We start from the raw sequence: 25,589 nt of genomic DNA on the forward strand, positions 1-25,589 counted from the left end.
CGGGCGGTTTGTCGGCGGCGCTGGCGGTGACGCTGGCGGTTGGCGATGACGGCGTGACGCCGGTCGTGCCGGTGCTGACCGGGCGGACGGTGGCCGAGAATGCGGCGGGTGCGGTGATCGGCACGCTGCCGGACCCGGATGGCGGCAGCTATACGGTTGACGATGCCCGGTTCGAGATCGTCGATCGGGATGGCGTGCAGACGTTGAAGCTGCGTGATGGCGTCAGCCTGGATCGCGAGGCGGCGGCGACGATCCGCCTGGTGATCACCTCGATGGCCTCGGATGGCGCGATGCTTGCGGGGACGGTGACGATCACCGTGGCCGATGTGAACGAGATGCCGACGGCGCCGGTGGTGTCGGGGACGGTTGTGGCCGAGAACGCGGCGGGTGCGGTGATCGGGCGGGTGAGTGCCAGTGATCCGGATGCGCCGGCGAGCGGCAATGGCCAGCTCACTTACAGCGTCGACGATGCGCGGTTCGAGATCGTGGGCGGTGTGCTGAAGCTGCGTGATGGCATCAGCCTGGATCACGAGGCGGCGGGCACGATCGATCTGGTGCTGACCGCGACCGATGGTGGCGGGCTGACCGCCAGCCGGACGGTGACGATCACGGTCACCAATGTGAACGAGGCACCGGCGGCGCCGTCGGTGTCGGGCGACACGGTTGCCGAGAACGCGGCGGGTGCGGTGATCGGCACGGTGACTGCGGGCGATCCGGATGGTGATGCGCCGACCCTGTCGGTGGATGACGACCGGTTCGAGATCGTGGACGGCGCGCTGAAGCTGAAGGACGGGGTGGCGCTCGACCACGAGACCACCGGAACGGTGACGGTGGTGATCACCGCGACCGATGCCGGCGGGCTGTCGGCCTCGACGCTGCTGACGATCGCGGTCGGCGACGTGAACGAAGCGCCGGTGGCGCCGGTGCTGACCGGCGACACGGTGCAGGGCGGCGATGACGGCGCGATCGTGGGCCGGGTGACGGCGAGCGATCCGGATGCGGCCGGCAGCAGCAATGGCCGGCTCACCTATAGCGTCGACGATGCACGGTTCGAGATCGTGGGCGGTGTTTTGAAGCTGCGGGATGGGATTGTTCTCTCGGCGGCGGATGCGGCCTCGGTCGATCTGGTGATCACGGTGACCGATGGCGGCGGGTTGAGCGCGCAGACGGCGGTGACGCTGACGGTGCGGCCCGACACGACACCGCCGGTGCCGGTGATCGCGGATGGCCGGGTCGACGAGAACAGCCCCGGCGCGGTTGTGGGGGTGATCGGCTTCCTGGAGGATGTCGACCCGGGCGTCGATGTGACGCTGACGGTGGATGATGCGCGGTTCGAGATCGTGGAGATCGATGGCCGCCAGGTTCTGAAGCTGCGCGACGGCGTGTCGCTGGACCATGAGGCGGCGGACCGTCTGACCCTGCTGCTGACCGCGACCACGATCGAGGGCGCGCGCTCGGCGGTGGTGACGATCGCGGTCGGTGATGTGAACGAGGCCCCGACCGCGCCGGTGCTGTCGAACACCACGGTGCGTGAAGACGCACAGGTGATCGGGACGGTGACGGCGAGCGATCCGGATGCGGGCGACACGCTGACCTTCACGGTCGATGATCCGCGCTTCGAGATCGTGGACGGTGTGCTGCAACTGGCGGGGGGTGAAGTCCTCGATCATGAGACCGAGCCGTTCATCGACCTGACGCTCACCGCCATTGATGCCAATGGTCTTGAGACCAGCAGCGTGGTGCGGATCACGGTGACCAATGTCGCCGAGGCGCCGACGGCGCCGCAGCTTGACAATGATCAGGTGGTTGAGAACCTCCCCGGCGCGGTGATCGGCACGGTGAGTGTCGAGCAGGATCCGGACGGTGCCGGTGTCACCTTCACGGTCGACGACGCCCGGTTCGAGATCGCGGGCGGGGTGCTGAAGCTGCGGGATGGTGTCTCGCTCGACTACGAGACCGAGCCGCAGGTGTCGCTGGTGATCACCGGCCGGGCCGCGAACGGGATCGAGGTCAGCAGCGATGTCACCATTCAGGTCACGGACGACAATGATGCGCCGACGGCGCCGGTGCTGGATGGTGGGTCGGTTGCCGAAAATCTGCCCGGCGGCGTGATCGGCACGGTGACCGCCAGCGATCAGGATGCCGGCGACGCGTTGACCTTCACGGTCGATGACGACCGTTTCGAGATCGTCGACGGCACGCTGAAGCTGAAGGACGGCATCGCGCTCGATTATGAGAGCGAGCCGGCTGTCGATCTGGTCATCACCGTGACCGATGCGGCCGGCGTCAGCGCCACCACCGCGGTCACCATCAGGGTGATCGATGATGGCATTGTCGCTCCGACACCGGCGCTGAGCGGCGGCGTCGTCGCCGAGAACGCAGCCGGTGCCGTGGTCGGCACGCTGCCGGACGCAGCGGGGGCGACCTATACCGTCGATGATCCGCGCTTCGAGATCGTTGATGCGGGTGGCGTCCAGACCCTGAAGCTGAAGGATGGCATCGCGCTCGATCACGAGGCGGCAGCCCGCCTGACCCTGCGCATCACCGCGACCGGCGCCGATGGTGGCACGGTGGTGGCCGATGTTCTGGTCCGGGTGACCGATATCAACGAGGCGCCGTCGGCGCCGGTGTTGAGCGGCAACACGGTGGCGGAGAATGCCGCAGGCGCCGTGATCGGCGTGGTGACCGCAACCGATCCGGACGCGGCGGGCAGCAGCAATGGCCGGCTTACCTACAGCGTCGACGATGCCCGTTTCGAGATCGTGGGCGGCGTGCTGAAGCTGCGTGATGGCATCAGCCTGGATCATGAGGCGGCAGCGCGCGTCGATCTGGTGATCACGGTGACCGATGGTCGCGGGCTCAGCCAGAGCAGCAGCGTTCAGATCAACGTCACCGACATCAACGAGGCGCCGCTGGCGCCGGTGGTGACCGGTTCGATCGTGGCCGAGAATGCCGCGGGTGCCGTGATCGGCACCGTCTCGGCCGGTGATCCGGATGGCGACCCGATCGCGATCAACGTCGATGACGCCCGGTTCGAGATCGTGGGTGGCACGTTGAAGCTGAAGGACGGCATCGCGCTCGATCATGAAGCGGAGCCGAGGGTGACGCTGATCCTGACGGCGGTCGACGGCAACGGCATGTCGACGGACCGGGTGGTCGTCATCACTGTCACCAATGTCAACGAGGCGCCGGCGATGCCGGTGGTCTCGGGCAGCACGGTGGGCGAAAGCCAGCCGGGTGCCGTGATCGGTGATGTCCGCGGCGAAGACCCCGATGCCGACGACATGCTGGTCTTCACGGTCGATGACGGCCGGTTCGAGATCGTCGATGGCCAGTTGAAGCTGCGCGACGGCGTGTCGCTCGACTTCGAGACCGAGACGAGCGTCGATCTGGTGATCACCGCCACCGATGCCGCCGGCCTTGCCACCGGCCGCGCGATCACCATCACGGTGATCGATGACGGCGTCGCCCCGGCGGTGCCGGTGCTGACCGGCAGCGTCGTGGCCGAAAATGCGGCGGGTGCGGTGATCGGCACGCTGCCGGATCCGGATGGCGGCCGCTATACGGTGAACGATGCCCGGTTCGAGATCGTCGATCGGGATGGCGTGCAGACGCTGAAGCTGCGCGATGGTGTCAGCCTGGATCGCGAGGCGGCGGCAACGATCCGCCTGGTGATCACCTCGATCGATACCGATGGCCATAGCCTGTCGGCACCGGTGACGATCACGGTTGCGGATGTCAACGAGGCTCCTGCCGCACCGGTCCTGGCCGGTGGCACGGTTGCCGAGAATGCGGCCGGTGCCATCATCGGCCGGGTAAGCGCGACCGATCCGGACGCGGCGGCGAGCGGCAATGGCCAGCTCACTTACAGCGTCGACGATGCGCGGTTCGAGATCGTGGGCGGTGTGCTGAAGCTGCGTGATGGCATCAGCCTGGATCACGAGGCGGCGGGCACGATCGATCTGGTGCTGACCGCCACCGATGGCGGCGGACTGATGGCCAGCCGGACGGTGACGATCGCGGTCACGAACGTGAACGAGGCGCCGGCGGCGCCGGTGGTCGATGGCGATACGGTTGCCGAAAACGCAGCCGGCGCCGTGATCGGCACGGTGAGTGCGGGCGATCCGGATGGTGACGCGCTGACCTTGTCGGTGGATGACGGCCGGTTCGAGATCGTGGACGGCGCGCTGAAACTGAAGGACGGGGTGGCGCTCGACCGCGAGAGCGAGCCCCGGGTCACCCTGGTGATCACGGCCCGTGATGCGGATGGTCTTGCCAACACCAGCCTGCTGACCATCACGGTCGGCAATGTCAACGAGGCGCCGACCGCACCGGTGGTGACCGGCGGCACGGTGCGCGGTGGCGATGCCGGCGCGGTGATTGGCGCGGTCACAGCCAGCGATCCGGATGCCGGCGACCGCCTGAGCTATAGCGTGAATGATGACCGGTTCGAGGTGATCGACGGCGTGCTGAAGCTGAAGGCGGGCGAGGCGCTCGACTTCAGCGATGCCGCCAGCCTGGATCTGGTGATCACGGCGACCGACATGGGCGGTCTTGCCACCAGCACGACCATCACCCTGACGGTGCTGCCCGATACCACTCCGCCGCTGCCGGTGATCGCTGATGGCCGGGTGAACGAGAACCTGCCGGGCGGTGTCGTTGGCGCCGTCGGCTTCCTGGAAGAGGTCGATACCGGCGTCGATGTGACGCTGACCGTGAATGATGCCCGGTTCGAGATCGTCGAGATCGATGGCCAGGCGGTGCTGAAGCTGCGCGAGGGTGTCGCACTGGACCATGAGGCGGGCGACCGCATCACCTTGGTCCTGACCGCCACGACCATCGAGGGCAGCCGCAGTGCCACGGTGGTGATCGCGGTCGGCGATGTGAACGAGGCGCCGGCCGCGCCGGTGATCGACAACCGCGTCGTCGCCGAGAACGCGGCCGGCTCGGTGGTCGGCACGATCACCACCGGTGATCCTGACGATCCGATGAGCGCCTTCGGCATGGTCGATGTCACGGTCGACGATGCCCGGTTCGAGGTGGTGGAGCAGGACGGCGCCCTGGTTCTGAAGCTGCGCGACGGCGTGTCGCTGGATCATGAGGCAGCCCGCGGCATCACCCTGGTGCTGACCGCGACCGACGGGGCAGGGCTTGCCACCAGCCGCAGCATCGAGGTGCTGGTGACGGACGTGGCCGAGGCGCCGGCGGCACCGGTTCTGGACAATGCCGGTGTGGCTGAGAACGCGCCCGGTGCGGTGGTGGGCACCATCACCGTGTCGGATCCGGATGTCGGCGCCGACCCGGTGGTGACGGTGGATGACGCCCGGTTCGAGGTGGTGGAGCGGGACGGCGCGCTGGTTCTGAAACTGCGCGACGGCATCTCACTCGACCACGAGGCGGCGGCGTCGCTGACGCTCAACCTGACGGCGCGCGACGCGACCGGGCTTGCGGCGGTGTCGACGGTGGTGATCACGGTCGGCGACGTCAACGAGGCACCGGGTGTGCCGGTGCTGCTGGGTGGCGTGGTGGCCGAGAATGCCGCCGGCGCCGATGTCGGCAGCATCGATGTCGTCGACCCGGATGCCGGCGACGATGTCGCGGTCACGGTCGACGACACCCGGTTCGAGGTGGTCGATCGGGATGGCACGCTGGTTCTGAAGCTGCGCGACGGTGTGTCGCTGGATGCCGAGGCGGCGGACACGATCAGCCTGGTGCTGACCGCGACCGATCGCGGCGGCCTGACGGCGGTCACCACGGTCGTGATCACGGTCGGCGATGTCGACGAGGCGCCGTCGGCGCCGGTGGTCGGCGGCGATACGGTGCCCGAGAATACGGCGGGCGCCATCGTCGGCACGGTCGGTGTCGATGACCCGGGTGTGCCCGGTGATCTGGTCTGGGCGGTGGATGATGCCCGCTTCGAGATCGTTCTGGTCGACGGCGTGGCCACGCTGAAGCTGAAGGATGATGTCACGCTCGACCACGAGGCCACCGCATCGGTGCGGCTGGTGGTCAGCGTCACCAACGCCGAGGGCATCACCAGCCGGAGCGTGGTGACGGTGGCGGTTGCCGACGTCAACGAGGCGCCGGTGCTGACCGGGCCGTCGTCGCCGGTGCAGGTCACAGCCGACGGCCGGGTGACGATCGATGCCGGCATACTGACCGCGACCGACCCCGATGGCGACATGCTGACGGTGCGTTTCGACGGCATCACCGAGCATGGCGGCTTCTATCTGGATGGCGTGGCCCTGGATGACGGCTTCACCGTCAGCTGGGCCGATATCGTGGCCGGCCGGCTGGTTTACCGGCCGGATGCCGATACCGCGACCGCCGGCGCGCCTGGCCGGCCGGCCTTTATCGAAACCGTGACCGCCACGGTCGGCGATGGCGCCCTGGATGGCGCACCGGTGACGCTGACGATCGAGATCGAGCCGCTGACGGTGGATGTGACGCCGCCCGACGAGGTGACGGTGGTGCCGGTGGTGGTGTCGATCGCGCCGGACGTGGCCCGGTTCGAGGATGCCTATTTCCGGATCGAGGTGGTGCTGCGTGACCGGTTCTATGAAACCGCGATCGTGGAATTCACCCGCGAGGCGCATCGTGCCGCATCGGGCTTCGAACGCGACCGGATCATCGGCGAGTACACCACGCTGATGGCGCGCAGCCTGATTTCCGACCTGGGCATCGAAACCACGCTCGACGACGAGATGGTGACGACCTTCTTCGGCGATCTTCTGCGGCGCCTGGATCAGATCGCCGCATCCGGCACCTCGATCAATCAGGTCGTGCTGCAGGTGCGCGGCGAAGCGGAACCCGCAACGCCGGGCGAGATCGAGCCGGTCATCTTCCCCGGTCAGATCCTGCCGATCCCGGATGTTCCGGTTCCGGACGAGACCGGAGCGGCGCCGGATGGCGGCGATCAGGACGAGGGTGGCGACGCGGCGCAGACCGGGGCGCTCCCCGGCCAGACCGCCGATGATACGCTCGCCTGGCTGGAGCCGGATCTGGTGCTGTTGGCACAGATGATCGATGGTGATGCCGACATCAATCAGATGGTCCTGGCGGAGGCCGGCTTCACCGCCAGCCTGCGCCACGCAGCCGGCAGCTTCGACCGCGAAGTCGAGGCCCTGGCGAGCGCTTTGGGGCAGGGGCCGGCCATCCGGATTGCACGAGGGTGACGATGACCGCGCATAGATCATCGACGCCGGCCATGAATGATCGGCAGCAGCGACAACACCGCGACAACGCAAACGCGGCCATATGGGGAACGGGCATGCAGGGGCAGGGGCAGAACCGGTCTGACCGGATGGAAGGCACGCGGCACGGCCGCCGGATCGGGCGATCAGCCGTGGCAGCCGTTCTGGCCGCGGCACTTCTGGCCGGCTGTGCCGTGACGCCCGAGCCGATCGCGCCACAGACGACGGAAGCCCGGATCTCGGCGGATCTGGCGCGGATGTTCTCGAACCAGGAACCGCTGAGCGGGCGGTTGAGCCTGCATGAGGCGATGGCGCGGGCGATCCTGTACAATCTGGACGGCCGCCTGCGGACCATGGAACAGGCGCTGAGCCAGCGTCAGCTGGACCTGTCGCGCTGGGACATGCTGCCGTCGCTTGCCGCATCGGCGGGCTTTGTCGGCCGCGACAATGTCAGCGCGTCGAGCAGCGAGAACGTCGCGACCGGCTCGCAGTCGCTGGTGCCGTCGACCTCGACCGAGCGGAACCGCCGGGTCGCCGACCTGAACATGTCGTGGAACATCCTCGATTTCGGCGTGTCCTATGTGACGGCACAGCAGAATGCCGACCGGTCGCTGATCGCGGCGGAGCAGCGTCGGCGCGTGGTCCACACGATCATTCAGGATGTCCGGTCGGCCTATTGGCGGGCGGTGGCGGCCGAACGGGTGCTGACCCGGATCGACCCGCTGATGGCACGGATCGAACAGGCGCTGGCCTCGGCGGCTGAAATCGAGCGCCAGCAATTGCGGGCGCCGGCCGATGCGCTGACCTATCGTCGCGGGCTGCTGGATGCGCTGCGCCAGCTTCAGGCCCAGCGGCGTGAATTGCGGCTGGCCAAGACCGAACTTGCCGCCCTGATCAACATCCGCCCCGGCGAGGATTTCAGCCTGGAAGCACCGGAGACCCAGGGCGCCATGCCGCCGGTGACCTCGGATCCGGCCGATCTGGAGCGCCTGGCCCTGGCCAACCGGCCGGAAGTGCGGGAGCTGGATTACCAGACCCGGATCTCGCAGCAGGAAACCCGCAAGGCGCTGTTGCGGCTGCTGCCGGGCATCGAACTGGATCTGGGCGCGCATTACGACAGCAACAAATATCTGGTGAACAACGATTGGGCGGATTACGGGGTCAAGCTGACCTGGAACCTGCTCAATATCCTGCGGATCCCCGGCGCCATGGCGGTTGCCGAGGCCAATGAGGATGTTGTCGATGCCCGGCGGATGGCGATCAGCATGGCGGTGCTGGCACAGGTCCATGTCGCCCAGACCAATTATGAGGAGGCGCGTCGCCAATACGAGACGGCGCGTGAATTGTCGGAACTCGACAACCGGATCCTGGATCAGGCGCGGGCGGCGGCGGGGACCCGTGTCGGCGATCTGCAGGTGATCCAGACCGAGCTTGCCGCCGTGCAGACCGAACTGCGCCGCGACCTGGCATTCGCCGATGCGAACAATGCCTTCGGCCGGCTGTTCCTGTCGATCGGTGCCGATCCGCTGCCGGAAGGGCTGTCGGCACCCACGGTCTCGACGCTTGCCACGGCCATCGGCACAACCGAGGCCGCCTGGCGCGCGGGCCGTCCGACCTTCGCACCGGTGCCCGATGCGGTCGACAAGCCGGAGCTTGCCAACGCCGAGTGAGGCGCTGCCCGGTTTGACCGGGAACGGAACGGGCGGATGGGGGATCATGCCCCGCATCCGCCCGTTTTCTTTTGATGTTACAGGCTTCTTTTGAGGTGACAGGGCGTCAGGTCAGGACCGGCCGTCATCCGGATCGGCATCGATGGCGAGCAGAAGCCGGGTTTCGGCCGGCGCCCCCTGAGCCGTCTGGGGGGAGCGATGCAGCAGCGGCCCCGCGCCCAGCGGATGGCGGTGGCCGCGGAGCACCGCCACCCAAGCGGTATCGAGGCTGAAGGCGGCCGGGCCGGCATTCAGATCGACATTGGCCGGGGCGAGTTCCGTGCCGGGGCCACGATAGCTGCACAGCAGCCGGGCGCGGACATGATCCTGGTGGAAGCGACGGCAGGCGGGACCGTTGACGGCGTCCAGCCGGATCTGCAACCGGCGGGCCGCGCTTGCCCGCGCAAAATGGCGGGCGAGGGCGGCGGCATCGGCGGCGATCCCGGCCGACACCGCCATTGGCAGGCGGCTGTGAGACAGAAGCTGGTGCAGGCCTGTGGCAATGGCATCGTCTGTGGCGGCGATGGTGACGCGGCCATCGGGCAGGGCATCTGCCGGACAGGCCGCCAGCGCCGCCTGGAATGCCAACGCCGGACGGCGCCACACGCCCACCCCGGCAGCCGGCGTCACCAGCGCCAGGGCCAGCGCATGGCCGCAGTTCAGCAACACGAGACCGGGGAGGGTCACGTCAGAGACGTGCAGGGGGAGACGGTCGGGCGGTGTGGCAAGGAGCGGGGTCATGAGCTGGATCCATAAATGTAATGTAATAACGTTACATATTCTGCCCGACCGATCAAGCCATGCGCGGTGATACCTGCGTATGAACGGGCTTGTCTGATGGCGCGGCTTCCGATAGCCTCAAAAACAAACAAACGTTTAAAATAAAAATATCGGGAAACGCCATGCCGGGTAACCCTGGAACCAGCGACCATCCATCCGGTGTCGGCCCGGGGCCGGGCGACACGGTGCTGATCGCCAATCGAGGCGCTGTGGTGCCGCGGGTGATCGAAAGCTGCCGCGCTCTGGGAATGAGAGTGGCCGTGGTCCACTCCGATGCCGATGCCGCGGCGTCCTATCTCGATATGGCCGACAGCGTGCACGCGATTGGCGGTGAAGCGCCGGCCGACAGCTATTTGAGCATGCCCAAACTGCTGGACGCGGCATCGGCCGCCGGCGCCACCGCCATTCATCCGGGTTATGGCTTTCTGTCGGAAAACCCGGAATTTGCCGGGGCGGTGCGATCTGCCGGCATGGTGTTCATCGGCCCGGATGCCCGCTGGCTGAAGGCGATGGGCCACAAGACCGAGGCCCGCCGCCTGATGGCGGCCGAAGGCATGCCCACCGGTCCCAGCAGCGGCGTGCTGGGCGACGATCCGGCCGAGGCGCGGGCCGCTGCCGCCGCGATCGGCTTTCCCGTGCTGGTCAAGCCGGCGGAAGGCGGTGGCGGTATCGGCATGCTGGCGGCGCGCGACCCCGCGGAACTCGACAAGGCGATCGACCGGGCACGGACCATGGCCGCGCGCAGCTTCGGGTCGGCGCAGATCTATCTGGAGCGGCTGATGGAGCGACCGCGCCATGTGGAGTTCCAGATCCTGGCCGATGGCCGGGGCGGCGCCATCTGCCTGTCGGAGCGCGACTGTTCGGTGCAGCGCCGTCATCAGAAGGTGATCGAGGAAGCCGTGGCCCCTGGCCTGGACCGGGCTGAGGTGACGGCATTGGGTGCGCGGATCGCCGGCATTCTGGGCCGGCTCGGTTACGACAATCTGGGCACGGTCGAGATGCTGTGGGACCGCGAGGTCGGCTTCGCCTTCCTTGAGGTGAACACCCGGCTGCAGGTGGAACATGCGGTAACCGAGGCGGTGACCGGCGTCGACATCGTCGCGGCACAGATCCGGCTGGCCTATGGCGAGGTGCTCGACCGGATCGTGCCGCAGCCACCGGCGATCAGCGGCCATGCCGTCCAGGCACGGATCTATGCCGAAGATCCGGTGCGCTTTCTGCCATCGGTGGGGGTGCTGAACCGGTTCCGCCTGCCGAGGCCCGACGGCGTCCGGATCTATAGCGGCTATCGCGAGGGCGGGCGGGTGACACCGTTCTATGATCCGCTGGTCGCCAAGGTGATCGCCCATGGCGAGACCCGTGATGCCGCACTCGACCGGCTGGATGCGGCCCTGGCCGGCGTCGAGATCGAGGGTATCAAGACCAATATCCCGTTCCTGCGCCGGGCACTGGCCCATCCGGCGTTCCGGCAGGGGCAGGTCCACACCGGCCTTGCAGCCGACATCCTTGCCGCCTGAGCGACCGATCTTTCCCCCCACGATACGAGATGACGAGGAGCGCCCCCCATGGCCACGACCGAGATCCGCAGCGAGATCGCCGGCAAGGTTTGGAAGATCGAGGTGCCGGCCGGCGGCCATGTCGAGGCCGACGAGCCGGTGATGATCCTGGAATCGATGAAGATGGAGATCCCGGTCATGGCGCCGGTCACCGGCACGGTGATGACGGTGCTGGTCGCCGAAGGCGACACGGTTGCCGAGGAACAGGTGCTCGCCACCATCGCCTGACCATACAGCAGGCACAGCCAGGCCCGCCTGCCCCCTGGTCGTCCAGGCCGGGGCCGGCGGGTTTTTCATGCGCTCACAGGCTCACGCTTCACATCCAAAATGATCTATAGTTTCGCAATCTGATCGCGTAATGGGCGTATGACATACGTCCGCACGCTTGACGATCGACTATCGTTCAATTCATGAGCGTGACGTGGGGCGGGTGTGGGGCGAGGTATTGCGATTATCGGGGCCGGGCCTGCCGGGCTGGCGGCGCTGAAGGCGGCACAGGAAGAGGGGCTGGAGGCGGTGGCGTTCGAGGCCAGGGCCGAATGCGGCGGCCTGTGGTCGCCGGATGACGGCCTGGTCTGGCGCAGCCTGAAGACCAATCTGTCGCGCTATACCTGCGGATTTTCCGATCACCCGCATGATCCTGACAGCGGGCTGTTTCCATCCGCCGCGCGTATGGCCGCTTACCTGCGCGGCTATGCCCGGGCGCATGATCTGACCGGCCGCATCCGTCATGGCCACAGGGTGGTGGCGGTGACGCGCGCGGGCGCCGGCTGGCGGTTGATCGCCGATGCCGGCGGCCGGATGGTGGCGTATGAGGCCGATGCGGTGATCGTTGCCTCAGGGGTGTTCGCGCAGGCGGCGCTGCCGCCGGGGGCGATGTTGGGCGTGGATGCGCGCGTATCGCATGCCGCCAGCTATCGCGGACCCGAAGGCTTTGCCGGCCGGCGGGTGGTGGTGGTGGGCGGCGCCTTTTCCGGCGCCGATATCGCCGCAGAGATTTCAGGCTGTGCCGCCGATACCGTGATGCTGATCCGCCGGCCGGCATGGTATGTGCCGCGGCTGGTTCCGGCGCCGCAGGCGATGATGAGCCACACATCCCCGACCCTGCCGCCGCCCCGCCTGCCGCCCCCCCGCCTGCCGCCCCCCCGCCTGCCGCCCCCCCGCCTGCCGATGGATCTGGTGGTCAATGCCCGCGCCGAGGCGGCACGTGCGCGCGGCCTTTCCCCGGCCGTCATCGCTGCCGAACGCCATGCCTGGCTGCGGGGCATCGTGGGCGATCAGGGCCTGCTGCATCCCTTGCTGCAGGTGCCCGATGACGGGCGGCTGGCACCGATGGTGATTTCCGATGCCGTGCCGGATGCCATCCGGTCGGGCCGGTTGCGGGTGATGACGGCCGCACAGTTCGATGCGCGCCGCATGGTGCTGCATGATGGACGGCACGACCTGCCGGTCGACGACGTGATCTATGCCACCGGCTATGCCCCCCGTCTGGAGATGCTGCCGGCGGATGTCCGCGCGGCGGTGGGCTATGATCCGGATGATCGTCTGCAACCGGTGCTGCTGGGGCAATCGGTGTTTCCCGACGGCATCCCCGGCATGGCGTTTGTCGGCATGTATCGCGGACCCTATTTCGGCGTGATGGACCTTCAGGCACGGTGGGCGGCAGGCGTGCTGTCGGGGCGGCTGCCGGCGCCGGACCGGCCGGCGATGGACCGCGCGATGGCGATGGAGCGGGCGATCCGCGACCAGCGGCCGCGACCGCAATTTCCACATGCCGACTATCCCGATATGTGCGATGCCCTGGCGGCGCGGCTGGATGTCATGCCCGATCTGGATCAGACCACCACCTTTGGCCGGTTTCTGTGGCAGGGGCCGGTGCTGCCGGCGCATTATCGCCTGCGCGGGGCCCATGCCCGGCCGGCCGGGGCGCGGGCGGTGATTGCCGAGGTGGCGGCCCTGTTCGGCCACGATCTGCGCCCCCAGCCCGTGGACCCATCATCGAGCGCACAGCAGCGGAGCCTATGACAGCCGGGACCGATATCGTCGACCCTTGCCACCATGGCCGGTTCAACGCCCTGGCGGGCCGCTGGCAGATGACGCGTGCCATCACCGGCGGCTCCGTCGGGCGGATGACCGGGATCGCCATCTTCACCGCCGGCGGGCCGGACCGGCTGGATTATGCCGAATCCGGCGAGTTGACCTTACCCGACGGACCGGTGCTCGACGTGTTCCGGCGTTATACCTATCGGCTGCTGGCGGATGGCCGCATCGCCATCGACTTCGCCGACGGCCCCACGGCGGGCGCGCGCTTCGTGACCCTCGCCTTTGCGGCGGGTGCGGAGGGGGCAGGGGACGGTATGGAGGGGCTCTGCTCGGCCACGGATCTGCATCACTGCGGCGACGATCTTTATCACGCCACCATGACCCTGGACCTGCCGGACCGGTTCTCGACCGACATCCGGGTCACGGGTCCGCGCAAGGACTATCGCGCGCTCACCCGCTATCGGCGAATTGCCGGCTCATCATGATGGCTGGATCAGAATAGGGAGGCCGATCCAGGATATATCCGGGTCGGACCTCCCTCGCACGCGGTGTCGCGGCTTACTTCTTCTTGGCGCCGCCGAACAGCGCCGCGTTCTTCTGGTTCTGCTCGGGCTTGAAGCTGGAAATGCCGACCGGAGCCTTGGGCTTCTCCTTCTTCGGCTTGCGGGCTTCACGATTGCTCTTCTGGTCGCCCTTCGCCATGTGTCGTCTCCCGATTGGCAGGGGGTGTGCGGACGGGTGCCACGGCCATGCGCGCCGGACAGGATAGCGGCGGCATTGCGGGCAGGGCGTCCGGGATATCTTCAGACAGGGTGTGGGTGGTCTGCGCGGTATCGGCGGCACCTGTGGCCACGCGCCGCCAATGCGGCGGGGTCGGCAGGGACGGCGACTTTTGGTGCACGAGGCGACCGGAGCGCGGCCGCACCTGACCCAGGCCAGGGGCGGCGGATCGATGCCGGAGGACGACGTCGTCTTTCATGTACCATGCGGCGCGGGCGGTGAGATATCGCCATCTGTGGCGTGACGGCAGGATTTTTCGCCGCCGTGTTCCGCCCGCCACCGGCCGGTGGCGCTCAATAGACCGGATCTGCGGCCCGGCTGTCGCCATGATCGCTGCCGATCAGGCCGGCAAGGGTGGCGAGCGCGCCGGTCAATGCCTCGATCGATGGCCCGCCCAGGCACAGGCGGATGCCGCCTTTGCCCGCGATCCGCATATCGACCACCGGCGCCGACGGCGGGGTGACGCGGATGCCACGGGCGGCGGCGGCCAGTGCCAGGGCTTCGGCGGCGGCCGGCGCCATCGGCAGCCAGACATGGAAGCCGGGGGCCACCGTGGGGCTGATCCGGCCCGGCAGCAGACGGTGGGCCAGCGCGCTGCGGGTCCGGCTTTCGCCACGGATCGCCCGGGCCAGCATGCGGGCGGTGCCGTCGGCGAACCAGTCTTCCATCATCAGGCAGTTCAGCGGCCCGACCATGGTGCTGCCGGCCGCCAGTGCCGACAGGGCGGCATCGGCCAGCGATCGCGGCGCGACCAGGGCGCCGATCCGAAGGCCCGGGCTCAGGCATTTCGACAGGCCGGTGACATAGAAACAGCGCTCCGGCGCCAGGTCCGCCAATGGCGGCATGTCCGGTTCGGCGAAGACCGAATAGACGTCGTCCTCGATGATCAGCGCGTCATGGCTGCGACAGACCGCGACGATGGCGGCCCGGCGGGCGCGGTCCATGCTGCGGGCGGTGGGGTTGTGCAGCACCGGCGTCACATAGACCACCGGTCGGCCGCCGGTATGTCCGCCGCCGCCCGTGCTTCGGCGATGATCGTGGAGCGCCCGGTCGAGCGCGTCGGGCCGCATGCCCTGGTCGTCCAGCGCCACACCATGCAGGTCGAACCCGGCATGGCGGGCGATGGTGATCATGCCCGGATAGGTCAGCGCCTCGGTGAACACCGGCGCGCCGCCCCGACAGGCGGTGGCGACGGCCACCGACAGCGCATGCTGGCCGCCATTGCACAGCAGCACCTGATCGGGGGCGACCTGCAGGCGGTCTTCCGCCAGCCAGCGCGCCATCATCGCCCGCTGCTGCGGGCTGCCCGCGGCCGGGGCGTAGTGGCTGAAATCCACGGCATCGATCCGGGATGCCAGCCGGCTCAACGTGGCCTGCAGCAACGGGGTGTCGAGCAGCCGTGGTGGCGCGTTGACGCACAGATCCACCACCGCCGGTTCGGGAGCGGCCGGCAAGGCCACGAACATGCCCCGGCCATGAACCGACTTGACCAGCCCGCGCCGTTCCAGGGCCGCATAAGCACGGGTGACGGTGCCGAGGCCGATCTCCAGCGCCCAGGCGAGTTCGCGATGCGGCGGCAGCCGGTCGCCGGGCGCCACCCGCCCTTGGACGATATCGTCGGCCAGGGCCGTTACCAGCCGCTCGAACAAGGGGGCCGTGCCGCCGGCGATCCGGGGGGACCAGGGGGAAGGCTGGCGCATCGGTGGAGCTGTCCTGTCTGTGCGATGACATGCGCTAAAGTGTTTCGTGACACTATTCCGATTGTGGGCCAAGTGTCACGCTCATACGGTGTGACCCGGAACATGACGGATGCCGGGCCGCCCGGCAGAGGATGAGGACAGGTGCGCATGGACATCATGAAGATCTCGGCCTTCACCCCCGATGCGGCACAGGGTGCCGCCGGTGGCAACCCTGCCGGCGTCGTGTTCGTGGACAGCATGCCCGACGAGGCGCGGATGCTGTCGGTGGCAAGCGGCCTCGGCTATTCGGAAACCGCCTTCCTGCTGCCGCTCGATGACGGGTGGCGGGTGCGCTATTTCGCGCCCCGGCAGGAGGTGCCGTTCTGCGGCCATGCCACCATCGCGCTGGGTGCGGCCCTGGGCCGCCGGTTCGGCGCCGGGATTTATCCGCTGGCGCTGAACCATGCGCGGATCACGGTGGAGGCGATGGCCGCCGGTGACACGGGCTGGGCCGCCGCCCTGCAATCGCCACCCACCCGCACCCGCCTGTTGCCCGATGGCTATATCCGGGCGGTGCTGGATGAATTCGGCCTGACCGCCGCCGATCTGGACCACCGCCTGCCGGTGCGGCTGATCCATGGCGGCGCCAATCATATGGTGGTGGCGCTGGCGTCGCGGCGGCGCCTGTCGCAGTTGGGCTATCATTTCGCGCGCGGGGCGGCGCTTCAGGCCGAACAGTCGCTGGTGACCTTCAGCTTCATCCACGCCGAAACCGATACCCGCTTCCACGCCCGTAATTTCTTCGCCATCGGCGGCGCCTATGAAGACCCGGCAACCGGCGCCGCCGCCGCGGCCCTGGCGGGCTATCTGCGCGAGATCCACTGGCTGGAGGCGGGCACGATCGAGATCACCCAGGGCGAGGATATGGGCCGGCCCAGCCTGATCCGCGCGAGCTTCGATGCCGAGCCCGGCGGCAGTGTGCGGGTTGCCGGCCTGACGGCGCCGATCGTCTGATCGCGTGTGATGTTTCCCCCAAAAAAAATGGACGCCCGGGCCAGATGGCCGGGCGTCCAGGACTGCATCCGTGTCCGCTCACTCAAGGGGGGAGGAGGGGGACCGGCCACGGATGAGCTACGGCGGCGTATCTGCCGGGGAGACGCAGCGTGCGCCGCCGAATGCCGTGTCATCAGGGGGCGTTTGCAGGGGGCGGGCAGTTTCCGGCAGTGTATGCCGTGTTTCCTGACCGATCCTTTCGCAAGCGCAGCTTCTGTCTACGTTAAAATTTCCAAGGCGTCAATTGAACGTTTGAAATAACGCGTTCTCCATAAGCCAATCCGCTCTCTTGTGCTGCATCGCGGTGGCGTTCCGTATGATGTGCCGCCGGATCGACGCGGGGTCCCGGCTGCGCTAGCCTGATCCGCCACGGCCGCCACCACGGAAGGACGCGACGTTCATGCATCTCGGCAATCTGCTCACCCGTGCCGCAAACCTTCATGGCGATCTGCCGGCACTGATCCGCGGCGACGTGGTGGTGGCCGATCACGCCGCGCTCGCGCGACGGGCGGCCGGGCTGGCACATGGTCTGCGCCATCATCTGGGGCTGACACCCGGCAGCCGGGTGGCCGTGGCGATGAGCAACGACCCGGCCTATGTCGAGATCCTGTTCGCCTGCTGGCGGGCGGGGCTGGCGGCGGTGCCGGTGAACGCCAAGCTGCATGCCCGCGAAATCGCCTATATCCTTGAGCATTCCGGGGCGGCGGTGGTGTTCACCGACGGCAAGCTTGCCGCCACCGTGGAGATGGCCGCGGGCGCGATCAGCCCGGCGCCGCATATCCTGTCGATCGATGATGCCGATTACGCCCGGCTGGTGGCGCGCGATCCGCTGGCCCAGGCGCCGGTGAGCCCGCATGATCTGGCCTGGCTGTTCTATACCAGCGGCACCACCGGCCGGCCCAAGGGCGCGATGCTCACCCACGCCAATCTGCTGGCCATGACCGCCTGTCATCTGATCGACGTCGATCCGGTTCTGCCCGGCGACCGGGTACTGCACGCGGCACCGATGAGCCATGGCAGCGGGCTGTATATCATTCCCCATCTGGCCCGGGCGGCCGGGCAGATCATTCCGGAAAGCCGTGGCTTCGAGCCCGACGAACTGGTGCGGCTGTTCGGCCGCCACCGGCGGGTGTCGATGTTCGCGGCACCGACCATGGTTCATCGCTTCATCCACCATCCGGCGGTGGCGGACAGCGACGATCCGCTGCCGGGCCTGAAGACCATCATCTATGGTGGCGCGCCGATGTATCTGGCCGACAAGACCGCCGCGCTGGCGCGGCTGGGGCCGCGTCTGGCCCAGATCTATGGCCAGGGCGAAAGCCCGATGACCATCACCGCCCTTGGCCGCGACGCCCATCTTCAGCCTGATGACGAGGCCGGCCGGGCAAGGCTGGCATCGGCGGGGCCGGCGCAATGGCTGGTGGATGTCGGCGTGGTCGACGAGAGCGGCCGGCCGTTGCCCGTGGGCGAGACCGGCGAGGTCACCGCCGCCGGCCCCAGCGTGATGGCCGGCTATTGGCGCGATCCCGATGCCACCGCCCGGACGCTGCGCGACGGCCGGCTGTTCACCGGCGATATGGGCGCGCTGGATGCGCAGGGCTATCTGACGCTGAAGGATCGGTCCAAGGACGTGATCATCTCGGGCGGCAGCAACATCTATCCGCGTGAGGTGGAAGAGGTGCTGCTGGACCATCCGGCGGTGGCCGAGGTGTCGGTGATCGGTGCCGCCGACGCCGATTGGGGCGAGGTTGTGGTGGCCTTCGTCGTGGCGGATGGCGCGGGCGTCGACGCGGCGGCGCTGGACCGGCTGTGCCTGGACAGGATCGCCCGGTTCAAACGCCCCAAGCGCTATGTCTTCGTCGATGCCCTGCCCAAGAACAATTACGGCAAGGTGCTGAAGACTGCCTTGCGGGCGCGCCTGGCGGATGAGGCGGCACGGGATTGAGGGCGGGGCACGGCTGCGAGGGCGGGGCCGGCCCGCAGATTTTTTCGAACACAGGATTTTCAACGCGGGCCGCATCCGGTTCACGCTGTGGCGGCGTAGCTCTCCTGACGGGTGAAGCGGCGCGATGATCGCGCCCCCGACGCCCCCCGACCCCACAGGGAGACGCCGAGATGACCTCGACCTATCGCAGATTGCGCAACGCGGCCCTGGTGACCGCCGCCACCACCATGATGGCGGCCATGCCGGCCATGGCCGCGTCGCTGATCGGACTTGCCGGCGACAAGACGCTCGTCACCATCGACCCCGCGACCCGCATGGTCACCGCCACCGCGACGGTGTCAGGCGTTCCGGGCCTTGTCGGCATCGATGTCCGCCCGGCCGATGGCATGCTCTGGGGCCTGGCGACCGATGGCCGTATCGTGACCGTCGACCCGATGACCGGCATGGCCATGGTGAAATCGACCCTGTCGGAAAAACTCACCGGGGTGACGGGCATCACGGTCGATTTCAACCCGGCCGCCGACCGGCTGCGGGTGATGACGCCGGACGGCACCAATCTTCGCGTCAATGTCGATGATGGCAAGGCGGTGGTCGATGGCGGGCTGAAATACAGCGATATGCATAAGGGTGAGGCCCCCGACATCATCGCCGGCGCCTATACCAATTCAGTCAACGGCCGGAAAGCCGAGGCCACGGCGCTCTATGATATCGATGCCACCATCGGTGCGCTGATCAAGCAGTCGCCCCCGAATGATGGCGTGCTCCAGGCCGTGGGCAAGCTGGGTCTGACCGTCGACCGGCCGATGGCCTTCAACATCGTGGCTGACGGGATGGGTGGCAATACCGCCTGGCTGGTCAATGGCGGCAGGCTCTATTCGGTCGACCTGATGACCGGGAAGGCCACATCCGCCGGCATGATCAATGGCGCCCCGGCACCGATCACCGACATTGCCTGGATGGAGTGAGGCGCAAGCCCGGCATCCCGCGTGATGCCGGGCTCTTTTCTTGTGGCGGACCCGTGCCGGTCAGTCGGCCGCATAGGCATAGGGGCCGCCGCGTTCCAGCGCGCGGGCATAGGCGGGCCGGTCATGGATGCGGCGCACGAAGCCTTCGACATTGGGCTTGCCGCTGCCGAAATCGATCCGCGATCCGGCGATTTCGAGCGGGAAGCTCATCATGATGTCGGCGGTGGTGAAGCTGTCGCCGGCAAGCCAGGTGCTGCGGCCCAGCTCGGTTTCCCAGAAGTCCAGATGGGTGGACAGCCGCGGGTCGACGAAGGCTTTCAGGATGGCGCCCACCACCGGCCGGACCATCGGCCGCATCAGCGCCGGCGCCTTGGTGGCCGAGGCTTTCAACACCAGCTTCATGACCAGAAGCGGCATGGCCGAGCCTTCGGCATAATGCATCCAATAGCGCCAGCGCAGGCGGTCATGGGTGCCGGGCGGCGGGATCAGGCGGCCATCGCCATACTGGTCCAGAATGTAGTCGATGATCGCGCCGGTCTCGGCGATCGTCACCTGGCCGAGCGCGCCGGCATCGTCGGTGATCACCGGTGACTTGCCCAGCGGGTGGATGGCCTTCAGCGATGCAGGCGCCGCCATGGTCTCAGGATCACGCTGATAGGGTTTGATCTCGTAAGGCACGCCCAGCTCTTCCAGCAGCCAGAGCACGCGTTGCGACCGGGAATTGTTCAGATGATGGACGGTGAGCATCGGACCGGTTCATCCCGCATCAGAAGGCTGGACCATCAACCGATGGCCATGGGGTGGCGTATTGTTTACACTGTAAACAGTAGGCCGGCATCCGATGGGGTCAATGGAAAAAAACCAAACCGATCAAACGGCTGATCTGCGGTATCGGTTGCTTGCCGCGGCCCATGCTGTGCTTGAGGAAGACGGCCATGGCGGGCTGGCGCTGCGCGAGGTGGCGCGCCGCGCCGGTGTGTCGGCCATGGCGCCCTATCGCCATTTCGACAACCGGGAGGCGCTGCTGGCGGAACTGGCGGCCCAGGGGTTCGACCGGTTGGCCGATGCTCTGACAGCGGCCGGGGTTGATGCTGAGGGCCGATCACTGGCACAGGCCATGGCTTATATAGGCTTCGCCCGCAAGAACCCTGGCCTGTTCCGGTTGATGTTCGGTCCGATGGATGCGACGCAGAAGGCGCGGTTGCAGCCGGCGGCGGCGCATGCGCATGCGCAACTCGCCGCCGGTGTTCAGCGCGATCTCGCCCGTGCCCGCTGGGCGATCGTTCACGGGCTGGCCTGTCTGATCATCGATCAGCGGCTGGCGATCGACGACGGAGATACCATTGAGGATGTGGTGCGGCGCACGGTCGGCGTCGCCGGCCTGGCGGGTGAGGATCATTCGCCGGTGGCATAGACCGCGTCACGCAGTGCATCGGGCCAGGCGCCGGTCATGCCGGCAAGCGTGGTGTTGGTCATGGCCACCACCACCAGTTTCCGCACCGGATCGACGAACCAGCTATGGCCATAGACGCCGCCCCAGCTCCAGCTTCCGGGGCTTTGCGGACTGCCGGCGAGTGCCGGATCGGTCAGCACCGATGCGCCAAGCCCGAAACGCCAGCCCGGGCCGGTGACGTCGATCGGCAGATCGCCGGTGGCGGGGCTGGTGAAGGCCTCTGCGCCCGCGGGTGTCAGCACCGGCGCGCCGCCCTGGCGGATCGCCTCCAGCAGTGCCAGGACATCCGCCGCCGTGCCGGCCATGCCGGCGCCGCCTGACGGATAAGCATCGGGGGCGAGGGCGCGGTCGGGCGCGAAGGTGATCGCGCTGGCCGCGAAGGCCAGATCTTCACGCTCGGCCATGCGCCGTGGCACCGGCACGCCGTCGACATAGGGCACCGCCAGCCGGGTTGTATCGGCAACGCTGAAGCCGGTATCGGTGGCGCCCAGCGGCGCCGTCACCAGCCGCCGGACCAGATCGGGCAGGGGCTCGCCGGTGGCGGCGGCGATCGCGGCCCCGGCGACGTCGATGCCGAGCGAATACCGCCAGCCCGTGCCGGGCGCGAAGATCAGCGGCACCGAGGCCAGCCGGTCCAGATTGTCGGCCAGCGACGGCCCCGGCTGATCCATGCCATCCGAGACACCGGCACGGTGATAGGGGCCGTCCGCCGGCTCGAAAAAGCCATAGCTGAGCCCGGAGGTATGAGACAGCAGGTGGCGGAGCGTGATCACCGGCGCGGTGCCATCGGCAAGACGTGGCCGGAAGCCGGGCAGGTAACGCGTCACCGGCGCATCCAGCGCCACGGTCCCGGCATCGGCCAGGGCCAGTACGGCGGCGGCAACGAAAGGCTTGCTGACCGATGCGAAGCGGAAGACCGCGTCCTCGGGCATCGGGATGCCGGCCTCGCGATCCAGATGGCCGGCGGCGCGGTGATAGACCAGCCGACCGTCATGGGCGACCAGAACCACGGTGCCGGCGATCCGCCCCTCGGCGACCGCCGCATCGACAACCGCATCCAGCCGGCCGGCCAGCGCCGGATCGGCCTCGGTGGGCATGGCTGCCCCGGCCGTGCTCAAGGCGAGCGGCAGCATCACCGCGGCGGTGGCCGCCACGGACGAGATCATGCGCATGGCGCTTCTCCATTTAATTAGCAGTCGCTATATTAATAACCGGGCAGGCAGGCGTCGCAATCATTTGTTTAGGGATCGCTATGAAAAATGCTCAGAGCCCACCGGCCACCGGCCGCGCCGGTCGCGGCCGGCCGCGCGGCTTCGATCGCGACGCGGCCCTGGCCACCGCGATGCGGCTGTTCTGGGAACGCGGCTATGAGGGAACCTCGATCGCCGATCTGACCGCGGCCATGGGCATCACGCCGCCCAGCCTGTACGCCGCCTTCGGCTCGAAGGAGGCGCTGTATCGCGCGGTGCTGGCGCTGTATCGCACCGGTCCCGGCCTGTTCACCATGGCGGCGCTGCAGGGCGAGCCCACCGCGCGTGGCGCGATCGCGCGCCTGTTGCGCGAAACAGCGCTTGCCTTCACCGATGCCAGCCATCCGGCCGGTTGCCTGATATCGACCGCCCTGGTCGCGGCGGCGCCCGACCATCAGGCGGTCGCGGCGGAAGCGGCGCGCCTGCGCCGGGCCACGATCGAGGCCGTCGCCGACCGCATCCGCCAGGGCATCGCCGTTGGCGAATATCCGGCCGGCACCGATGCCATGGCCCTGGCCCGGCTGTATGGCGCGGTCATTCAGGGCATGTCGGTCCAGGCCTGCGACGGGGCCGACGGGGCGGCGCTGCTGGCGATGGTCGATGCGGTGCTGGCGCCGGCATAGGCGAGGCGCGGTTCAGCCGTCGATGCGCCGGCGCGTGTCGTCATCGACCAGCCGGCGCAGGCTGGCGAGCAGGGGATGGGCGTCGGTATAGCGGCGGCCATAGTCGAGATTGAAACGGTGGTCGAAATCGGGGGCGTTCAGGCCCTGATTGTGCTGGATGATGGTCTCCAGCTTGTCGAGGCCCTTGACGATACGGGCCTCGGGCGAGGCGGCGGCATCATAGTCATCCCACAGGGCCAGGAACTCGGCACGACGGTCGGGGTCGAGCGGTTCCAGCAGGGTGATCAGATCCTGGCGCTCGCGGCGGGCCTTGTCGTCGCCGGCGGTCTGGTGGATGGCCGGAATATCGCCGCTGATCGCCTCGCCCAGATCATGCACCAGACAGATCTTCAGCAACCGGGTCGGGTCGATGCCCGGAAGATCGGGGGCAAACAGCATCGCCATCAGGCACAGCCGCCAGGTGTGCTCCGCCGTGCTTTCATGGCGGCCGGTCGCGGTGTGGGAATTGCGCAGCACGTCTTTGAGCTTTTCGGTCTGCCGGATGAACTCCAGGCAGCCGCGCAGGTGGGATTGGTCCATGAGGCTCCGTATCCACTGAAGGGGCCCCCGGATGACGCCGGCCGCGCCGAAGGCATCATCCGGGGGGCGTGGATACAGTATATGGCGAGGCCGGGGCCAAACGTCGCGGGTTGACCTGCGGCCACATCCGCGAAAGTTCAGTGACGGCGCGTGTCCTGAGGTCGGGCGGTCAGGGCCGGAGGCCGGGCGGTCAGGGCCTGAAGCCGGCCGAACGGAAGCCGGGCTTGCGCAGCGGTGCCGCCAGATTGGCGAATTCCGTCAGCCGGGCACGGGTATCGCGCGGGTCGATGATCTCTTCGATCGAGAACGCCTCGGCGCTGCGGAAGGGCGAGCGGACCCCTTCCAGCCGTTCGGTGATCTCGGCCATCAGCGCCTCGCGGCCGCCTTCGGGGTTCGCCGCCTCGGCCCTGTCGAGTTCGGCGCGATAGGCGACCTCGATGCCGCCTTCCATGGGCAGAGAGCCCCAGTCGCCCGACGGCCAGGCATAGCGGAAGCGGGCGCGGGTGTGGTTGGTCATCGCGGCGCCGGCAACCCCGAAGGCGCGCCGCACCACGATCGTGCACCATGGCACCCGGGCCTGATAGACGGCTGAGAGCGCGCGGGCGCCATGGCGGATGGTGGCGGTCTTCTCGGCATCCAGGCCGATCAGGAACCCCGGAATGTCGACCAGATGCACCACCGGCAGATGGAAGGTATCGGCCAGATCGACGAAGCGCACCACCTTCTGTGCGGTATCGGCGGTCCAGCCACCACCATAGAAATACGGGTCGCTGGCCAGCACGGCCACCGGCCAGCCGTCGATCCGGGCCAGACCGGTCATCGCCGAGCGCCCGAACATCTTGCCCATCTCGAAGAAGCTGTCGGTATCGACCACCGAGCGGACGATGCGACGCATGTCATAGACCCGGCGGCGTTCGCGCGGTATCGCCTTGATCAGCCAGTCGTCGCGGCGGACGGGGTCGTCGACCGGGTCGGTGCGCGGCGGCAGCTCGTCGACCGAGGACGGCAGATAGGACAGGAATTTCCGCGTGCGGGCGAAGGCCTCTTCCTCGCTGTCGACCACGTCGTCGATGGCGCCGGCCTTGGCGTGGATCATCGCCCCGCCCAGTTCTTCCTTGGTCAGGGTCTCGCCCGCCCGCGCCACCACCGCCGGGCCGGCGATGAACATCTGCGAGATGTTCTTCACCATCAGCGAATAATGGCTGGCGACGGTGCGCGCGGCGCCAAGTCCCGCCACCGACCCCAGGGCCAGCGACACCACCGGCACGGTCGCCAGATTGGCGACCACGATGTCCCAGCCCGGATTGGCCGGCACATAGGTATGGCCGATGCTTTCATACGACTTCACCGAGCCGCCGCCGCCGGTGCCGTCGATCAGCCGGACCAGCGGCATCCGGTATTCATTGGCCATCTTCTCGCACTGGACCTGCTTTTCGAAGATGCCGGCATCGGCGGCGCCGCCGCGCACGGTGAAATCATCGCCGCCGACCATCACCGGGCGGGCATCGATGCGGCCGCGGCCATAGATGAAATTGGCCGGCGACAGGTCCAGCAGATTGCCGTCGGCGTCATAGCTGCCGCGGCCGCTGACCGAGCCGATTTCGTTGAAACTGCCCTGGTCGAGCAGGCTTGCCACCCGTTCGCGCACCGTCAGTTTGCCATTGGCGTGGTGGCGGGCGACCTTGTCGACGCCGCCCATCTGGCCGGCCATCTGCTGGCGGCGGCGCAGTTCCTCGATCTCGGGTTCCCAGCTCATCTTCGCGTATGCCTCCATCGTCCCGCCGGGCTGGCGGCGGGCCACCGGGGGAGGGCGCCCTGTCCATGCTCCAGACGGAATCATTCTTGTTTCGCCCGAATTATGAGCGATGGTTTCAGCGCAATCAAATAAACGTTTGAATTACGCCGGAGGCGATGGTTCACTTGTCCTGCGCGCGGTGCGATCTGCCACCGAAGATTTGAGTGCGGACGGGCCGGGTGTGGC

At 68.0% G+C, this 25,589-nt stretch carries 18 protein-coding genes; 11 read left to right on the forward strand and 7 right to left on the reverse strand.

Annotated elements, in window-relative coordinates:
* Nucleotides 1-26 precede the first annotated feature (26 nt).
* Nucleotides 27-7,175 (forward strand): cadherin repeat domain-containing protein, encoded by a 7,149-nt coding sequence (locus tag WG924_RS26690; protein ID WP_345936079.1) that lies wholly within the window; start codon nucleotides 27-29, stop codon nucleotides 7,173-7,175.
* Between the two features lie 128 nt (nucleotides 7,176-7,303).
* Nucleotides 7,304-8,863, forward strand: a complete 1,560-nt coding sequence (locus tag WG924_RS26695) for a TolC family protein (RefSeq protein ID WP_345936109.1) — start codon at nucleotides 7,304-7,306, stop codon at nucleotides 8,861-8,863.
* A gap of 111 nt (nucleotides 8,864-8,974) precedes the next feature.
* Here WG924_RS26695 and WG924_RS26700 read toward each other — a convergent pair whose 3' ends face one another.
* Complete coding sequence (locus WG924_RS26700; RefSeq protein ID WP_345936080.1) at nucleotides 8,975-9,643, reverse strand: DUF1826 domain-containing protein; 669 nt, start codon at nucleotides 9,641-9,643, stop codon at nucleotides 8,975-8,977.
* 161 nt (nucleotides 9,644-9,804) lie between these two features.
* Here WG924_RS26700 and WG924_RS26705 point away from each other — a divergent pair, with 161 nt between their 5' ends.
* The 4 genes from WG924_RS26705 to WG924_RS26720 all read left to right on the forward strand — a co-directional run bounded on the left by WG924_RS26705 (nucleotide 9,805) and on the right by WG924_RS26720 (nucleotide 13,766).
* Nucleotides 9,805-11,199 carry an acetyl-CoA carboxylase biotin carboxylase subunit gene (locus WG924_RS26705; RefSeq protein WP_345936081.1) on the forward strand — a complete coding sequence of 465 codons (1,395 nt, stop codon included), beginning with the start codon at nucleotides 9,805-9,807 and terminating at the stop codon, nucleotides 11,197-11,199.
* Nucleotides 11,200-11,247: 48 nt separating this feature from the next.
* Nucleotides 11,248-11,466, forward strand: a complete 219-nt coding sequence (locus WG924_RS26710) for an acyl-CoA carboxylase biotin carboxyl carrier protein subunit (protein ID WP_188573905.1) — start codon at nucleotides 11,248-11,250, stop codon at nucleotides 11,464-11,466.
* 204 nt (nucleotides 11,467-11,670) lie between these two features.
* On the forward strand, nucleotides 11,671-13,263 hold the full coding sequence (locus WG924_RS26715) for a flavin-containing monooxygenase (RefSeq protein ID WP_345936082.1): 1,593 nt from the start codon (nucleotides 11,671-11,673) through the stop codon (nucleotides 13,261-13,263).
* Nucleotides 13,260-13,766 carry a DUF6314 family protein gene (locus WG924_RS26720; RefSeq protein ID WP_345936083.1) on the forward strand — a complete coding sequence of 169 codons (507 nt, stop codon included), beginning with the start codon at nucleotides 13,260-13,262 and terminating at the stop codon, nucleotides 13,764-13,766. Before WG924_RS26715 ends, WG924_RS26720 begins: the two co-directional genes overlap by 4 nt.
* Before the next feature lie 73 nt (nucleotides 13,767-13,839).
* Here the strand turns inward: WG924_RS26720 and WG924_RS26725 are convergent, their stop codons facing one another.
* Together WG924_RS26725 and WG924_RS26730 are read right to left on the reverse strand one after the other, a co-directional pair.
* Nucleotides 13,840-13,983 (reverse strand): hypothetical protein, encoded by a 144-nt coding sequence (locus WG924_RS26725; protein ID WP_188573908.1) that lies wholly within the window; start codon nucleotides 13,981-13,983, stop codon nucleotides 13,840-13,842.
* A 371-nt stretch (nucleotides 13,984-14,354) separates the two neighbouring features.
* Nucleotides 14,355-15,761: an aminotransferase-like domain-containing protein gene (locus tag WG924_RS26730; protein WP_345936084.1), complete on the reverse strand. Its 1,407-nt coding sequence runs from the start codon at nucleotides 15,759-15,761 to the stop codon at nucleotides 14,355-14,357.
* A 147-nt stretch (nucleotides 15,762-15,908) separates the two neighbouring features.
* Between WG924_RS26730 and WG924_RS26735 the strand changes: the two genes are divergently transcribed.
* The 3 genes from WG924_RS26735 to WG924_RS26745 all read left to right on the forward strand — a co-directional run bounded on the left by WG924_RS26735 (nucleotide 15,909) and on the right by WG924_RS26745 (nucleotide 19,703).
* Entirely contained in the window at nucleotides 15,909-16,754 is an 846-nt protein-coding gene (locus WG924_RS26735) for a PhzF family phenazine biosynthesis protein (protein ID WP_345936085.1), read from the forward strand.
* A gap of 439 nt (nucleotides 16,755-17,193) precedes the next feature.
* Nucleotides 17,194-18,738 (forward strand): AMP-binding protein, encoded by a 1,545-nt coding sequence (locus WG924_RS26740; RefSeq protein ID WP_345936086.1) that lies wholly within the window; start codon nucleotides 17,194-17,196, stop codon nucleotides 18,736-18,738.
* A gap of 170 nt (nucleotides 18,739-18,908) precedes the next feature.
* Entirely contained in the window at nucleotides 18,909-19,703 is a 795-nt protein-coding gene (locus WG924_RS26745; RefSeq protein ID WP_345936087.1) for a DUF4394 domain-containing protein, read from the forward strand.
* A gap of 60 nt (nucleotides 19,704-19,763) precedes the next feature.
* Here the strand turns inward: WG924_RS26745 and WG924_RS26750 are convergent, their stop codons facing one another.
* The gene (locus WG924_RS26750) at nucleotides 19,764-20,450 is read right to left on the reverse strand and encodes a glutathione S-transferase family protein (RefSeq protein ID WP_345936088.1); all 687 of its coding nucleotides are present in this window, start codon (nucleotides 20,448-20,450) and stop codon (nucleotides 19,764-19,766) included.
* Between the two features lie 103 nt (nucleotides 20,451-20,553).
* Between WG924_RS26750 and WG924_RS26755 the strand changes: the two genes are divergently transcribed.
* Nucleotides 20,554-21,117: a TetR/AcrR family transcriptional regulator gene (locus tag WG924_RS26755; RefSeq protein ID WP_345936089.1), complete on the forward strand. Its 564-nt coding sequence runs from the start codon at nucleotides 20,554-20,556 to the stop codon at nucleotides 21,115-21,117.
* Here WG924_RS26755 and WG924_RS26760 read toward each other — a convergent pair.
* Entirely contained in the window at nucleotides 21,099-22,328 is a 1,230-nt protein-coding gene (locus WG924_RS26760; protein ID WP_345936090.1) for a serine hydrolase domain-containing protein, read from the reverse strand. The two genes, WG924_RS26755 and WG924_RS26760, sit on opposite strands and share 19 nt — an antisense overlap.
* A gap of 80 nt (nucleotides 22,329-22,408) precedes the next feature.
* Here WG924_RS26760 and WG924_RS26765 point away from each other — a divergent pair, with 80 nt between their 5' ends.
* Nucleotides 22,409-23,029, forward strand: a complete 621-nt coding sequence (locus WG924_RS26765) for a TetR/AcrR family transcriptional regulator (protein WP_345936091.1) — start codon at nucleotides 22,409-22,411, stop codon at nucleotides 23,027-23,029.
* A 12-nt stretch (nucleotides 23,030-23,041) separates the two neighbouring features.
* Here WG924_RS26765 and WG924_RS26770 read toward each other — a convergent pair whose 3' ends face one another.
* The gene (locus WG924_RS26770; RefSeq protein ID WP_345936092.1) at nucleotides 23,042-23,608 is read right to left on the reverse strand and encodes an HD domain-containing protein; all 567 of its coding nucleotides are present in this window, start codon (nucleotides 23,606-23,608) and stop codon (nucleotides 23,042-23,044) included.
* A 190-nt stretch (nucleotides 23,609-23,798) separates the two neighbouring features.
* Entirely contained in the window at nucleotides 23,799-25,364 is a 1,566-nt protein-coding gene (locus WG924_RS26775) for an acyl-CoA carboxylase subunit beta (protein WP_345936093.1), read from the reverse strand.
* Nucleotides 25,365-25,589: the final 225 nt, after the last annotated feature.

The organism is Tistrella arctica (assembly GCF_039630945.1).
GTDB lineage: Bacteria > Pseudomonadota > Alphaproteobacteria > Tistrellales > Tistrellaceae > Tistrella > Tistrella bauzanensis.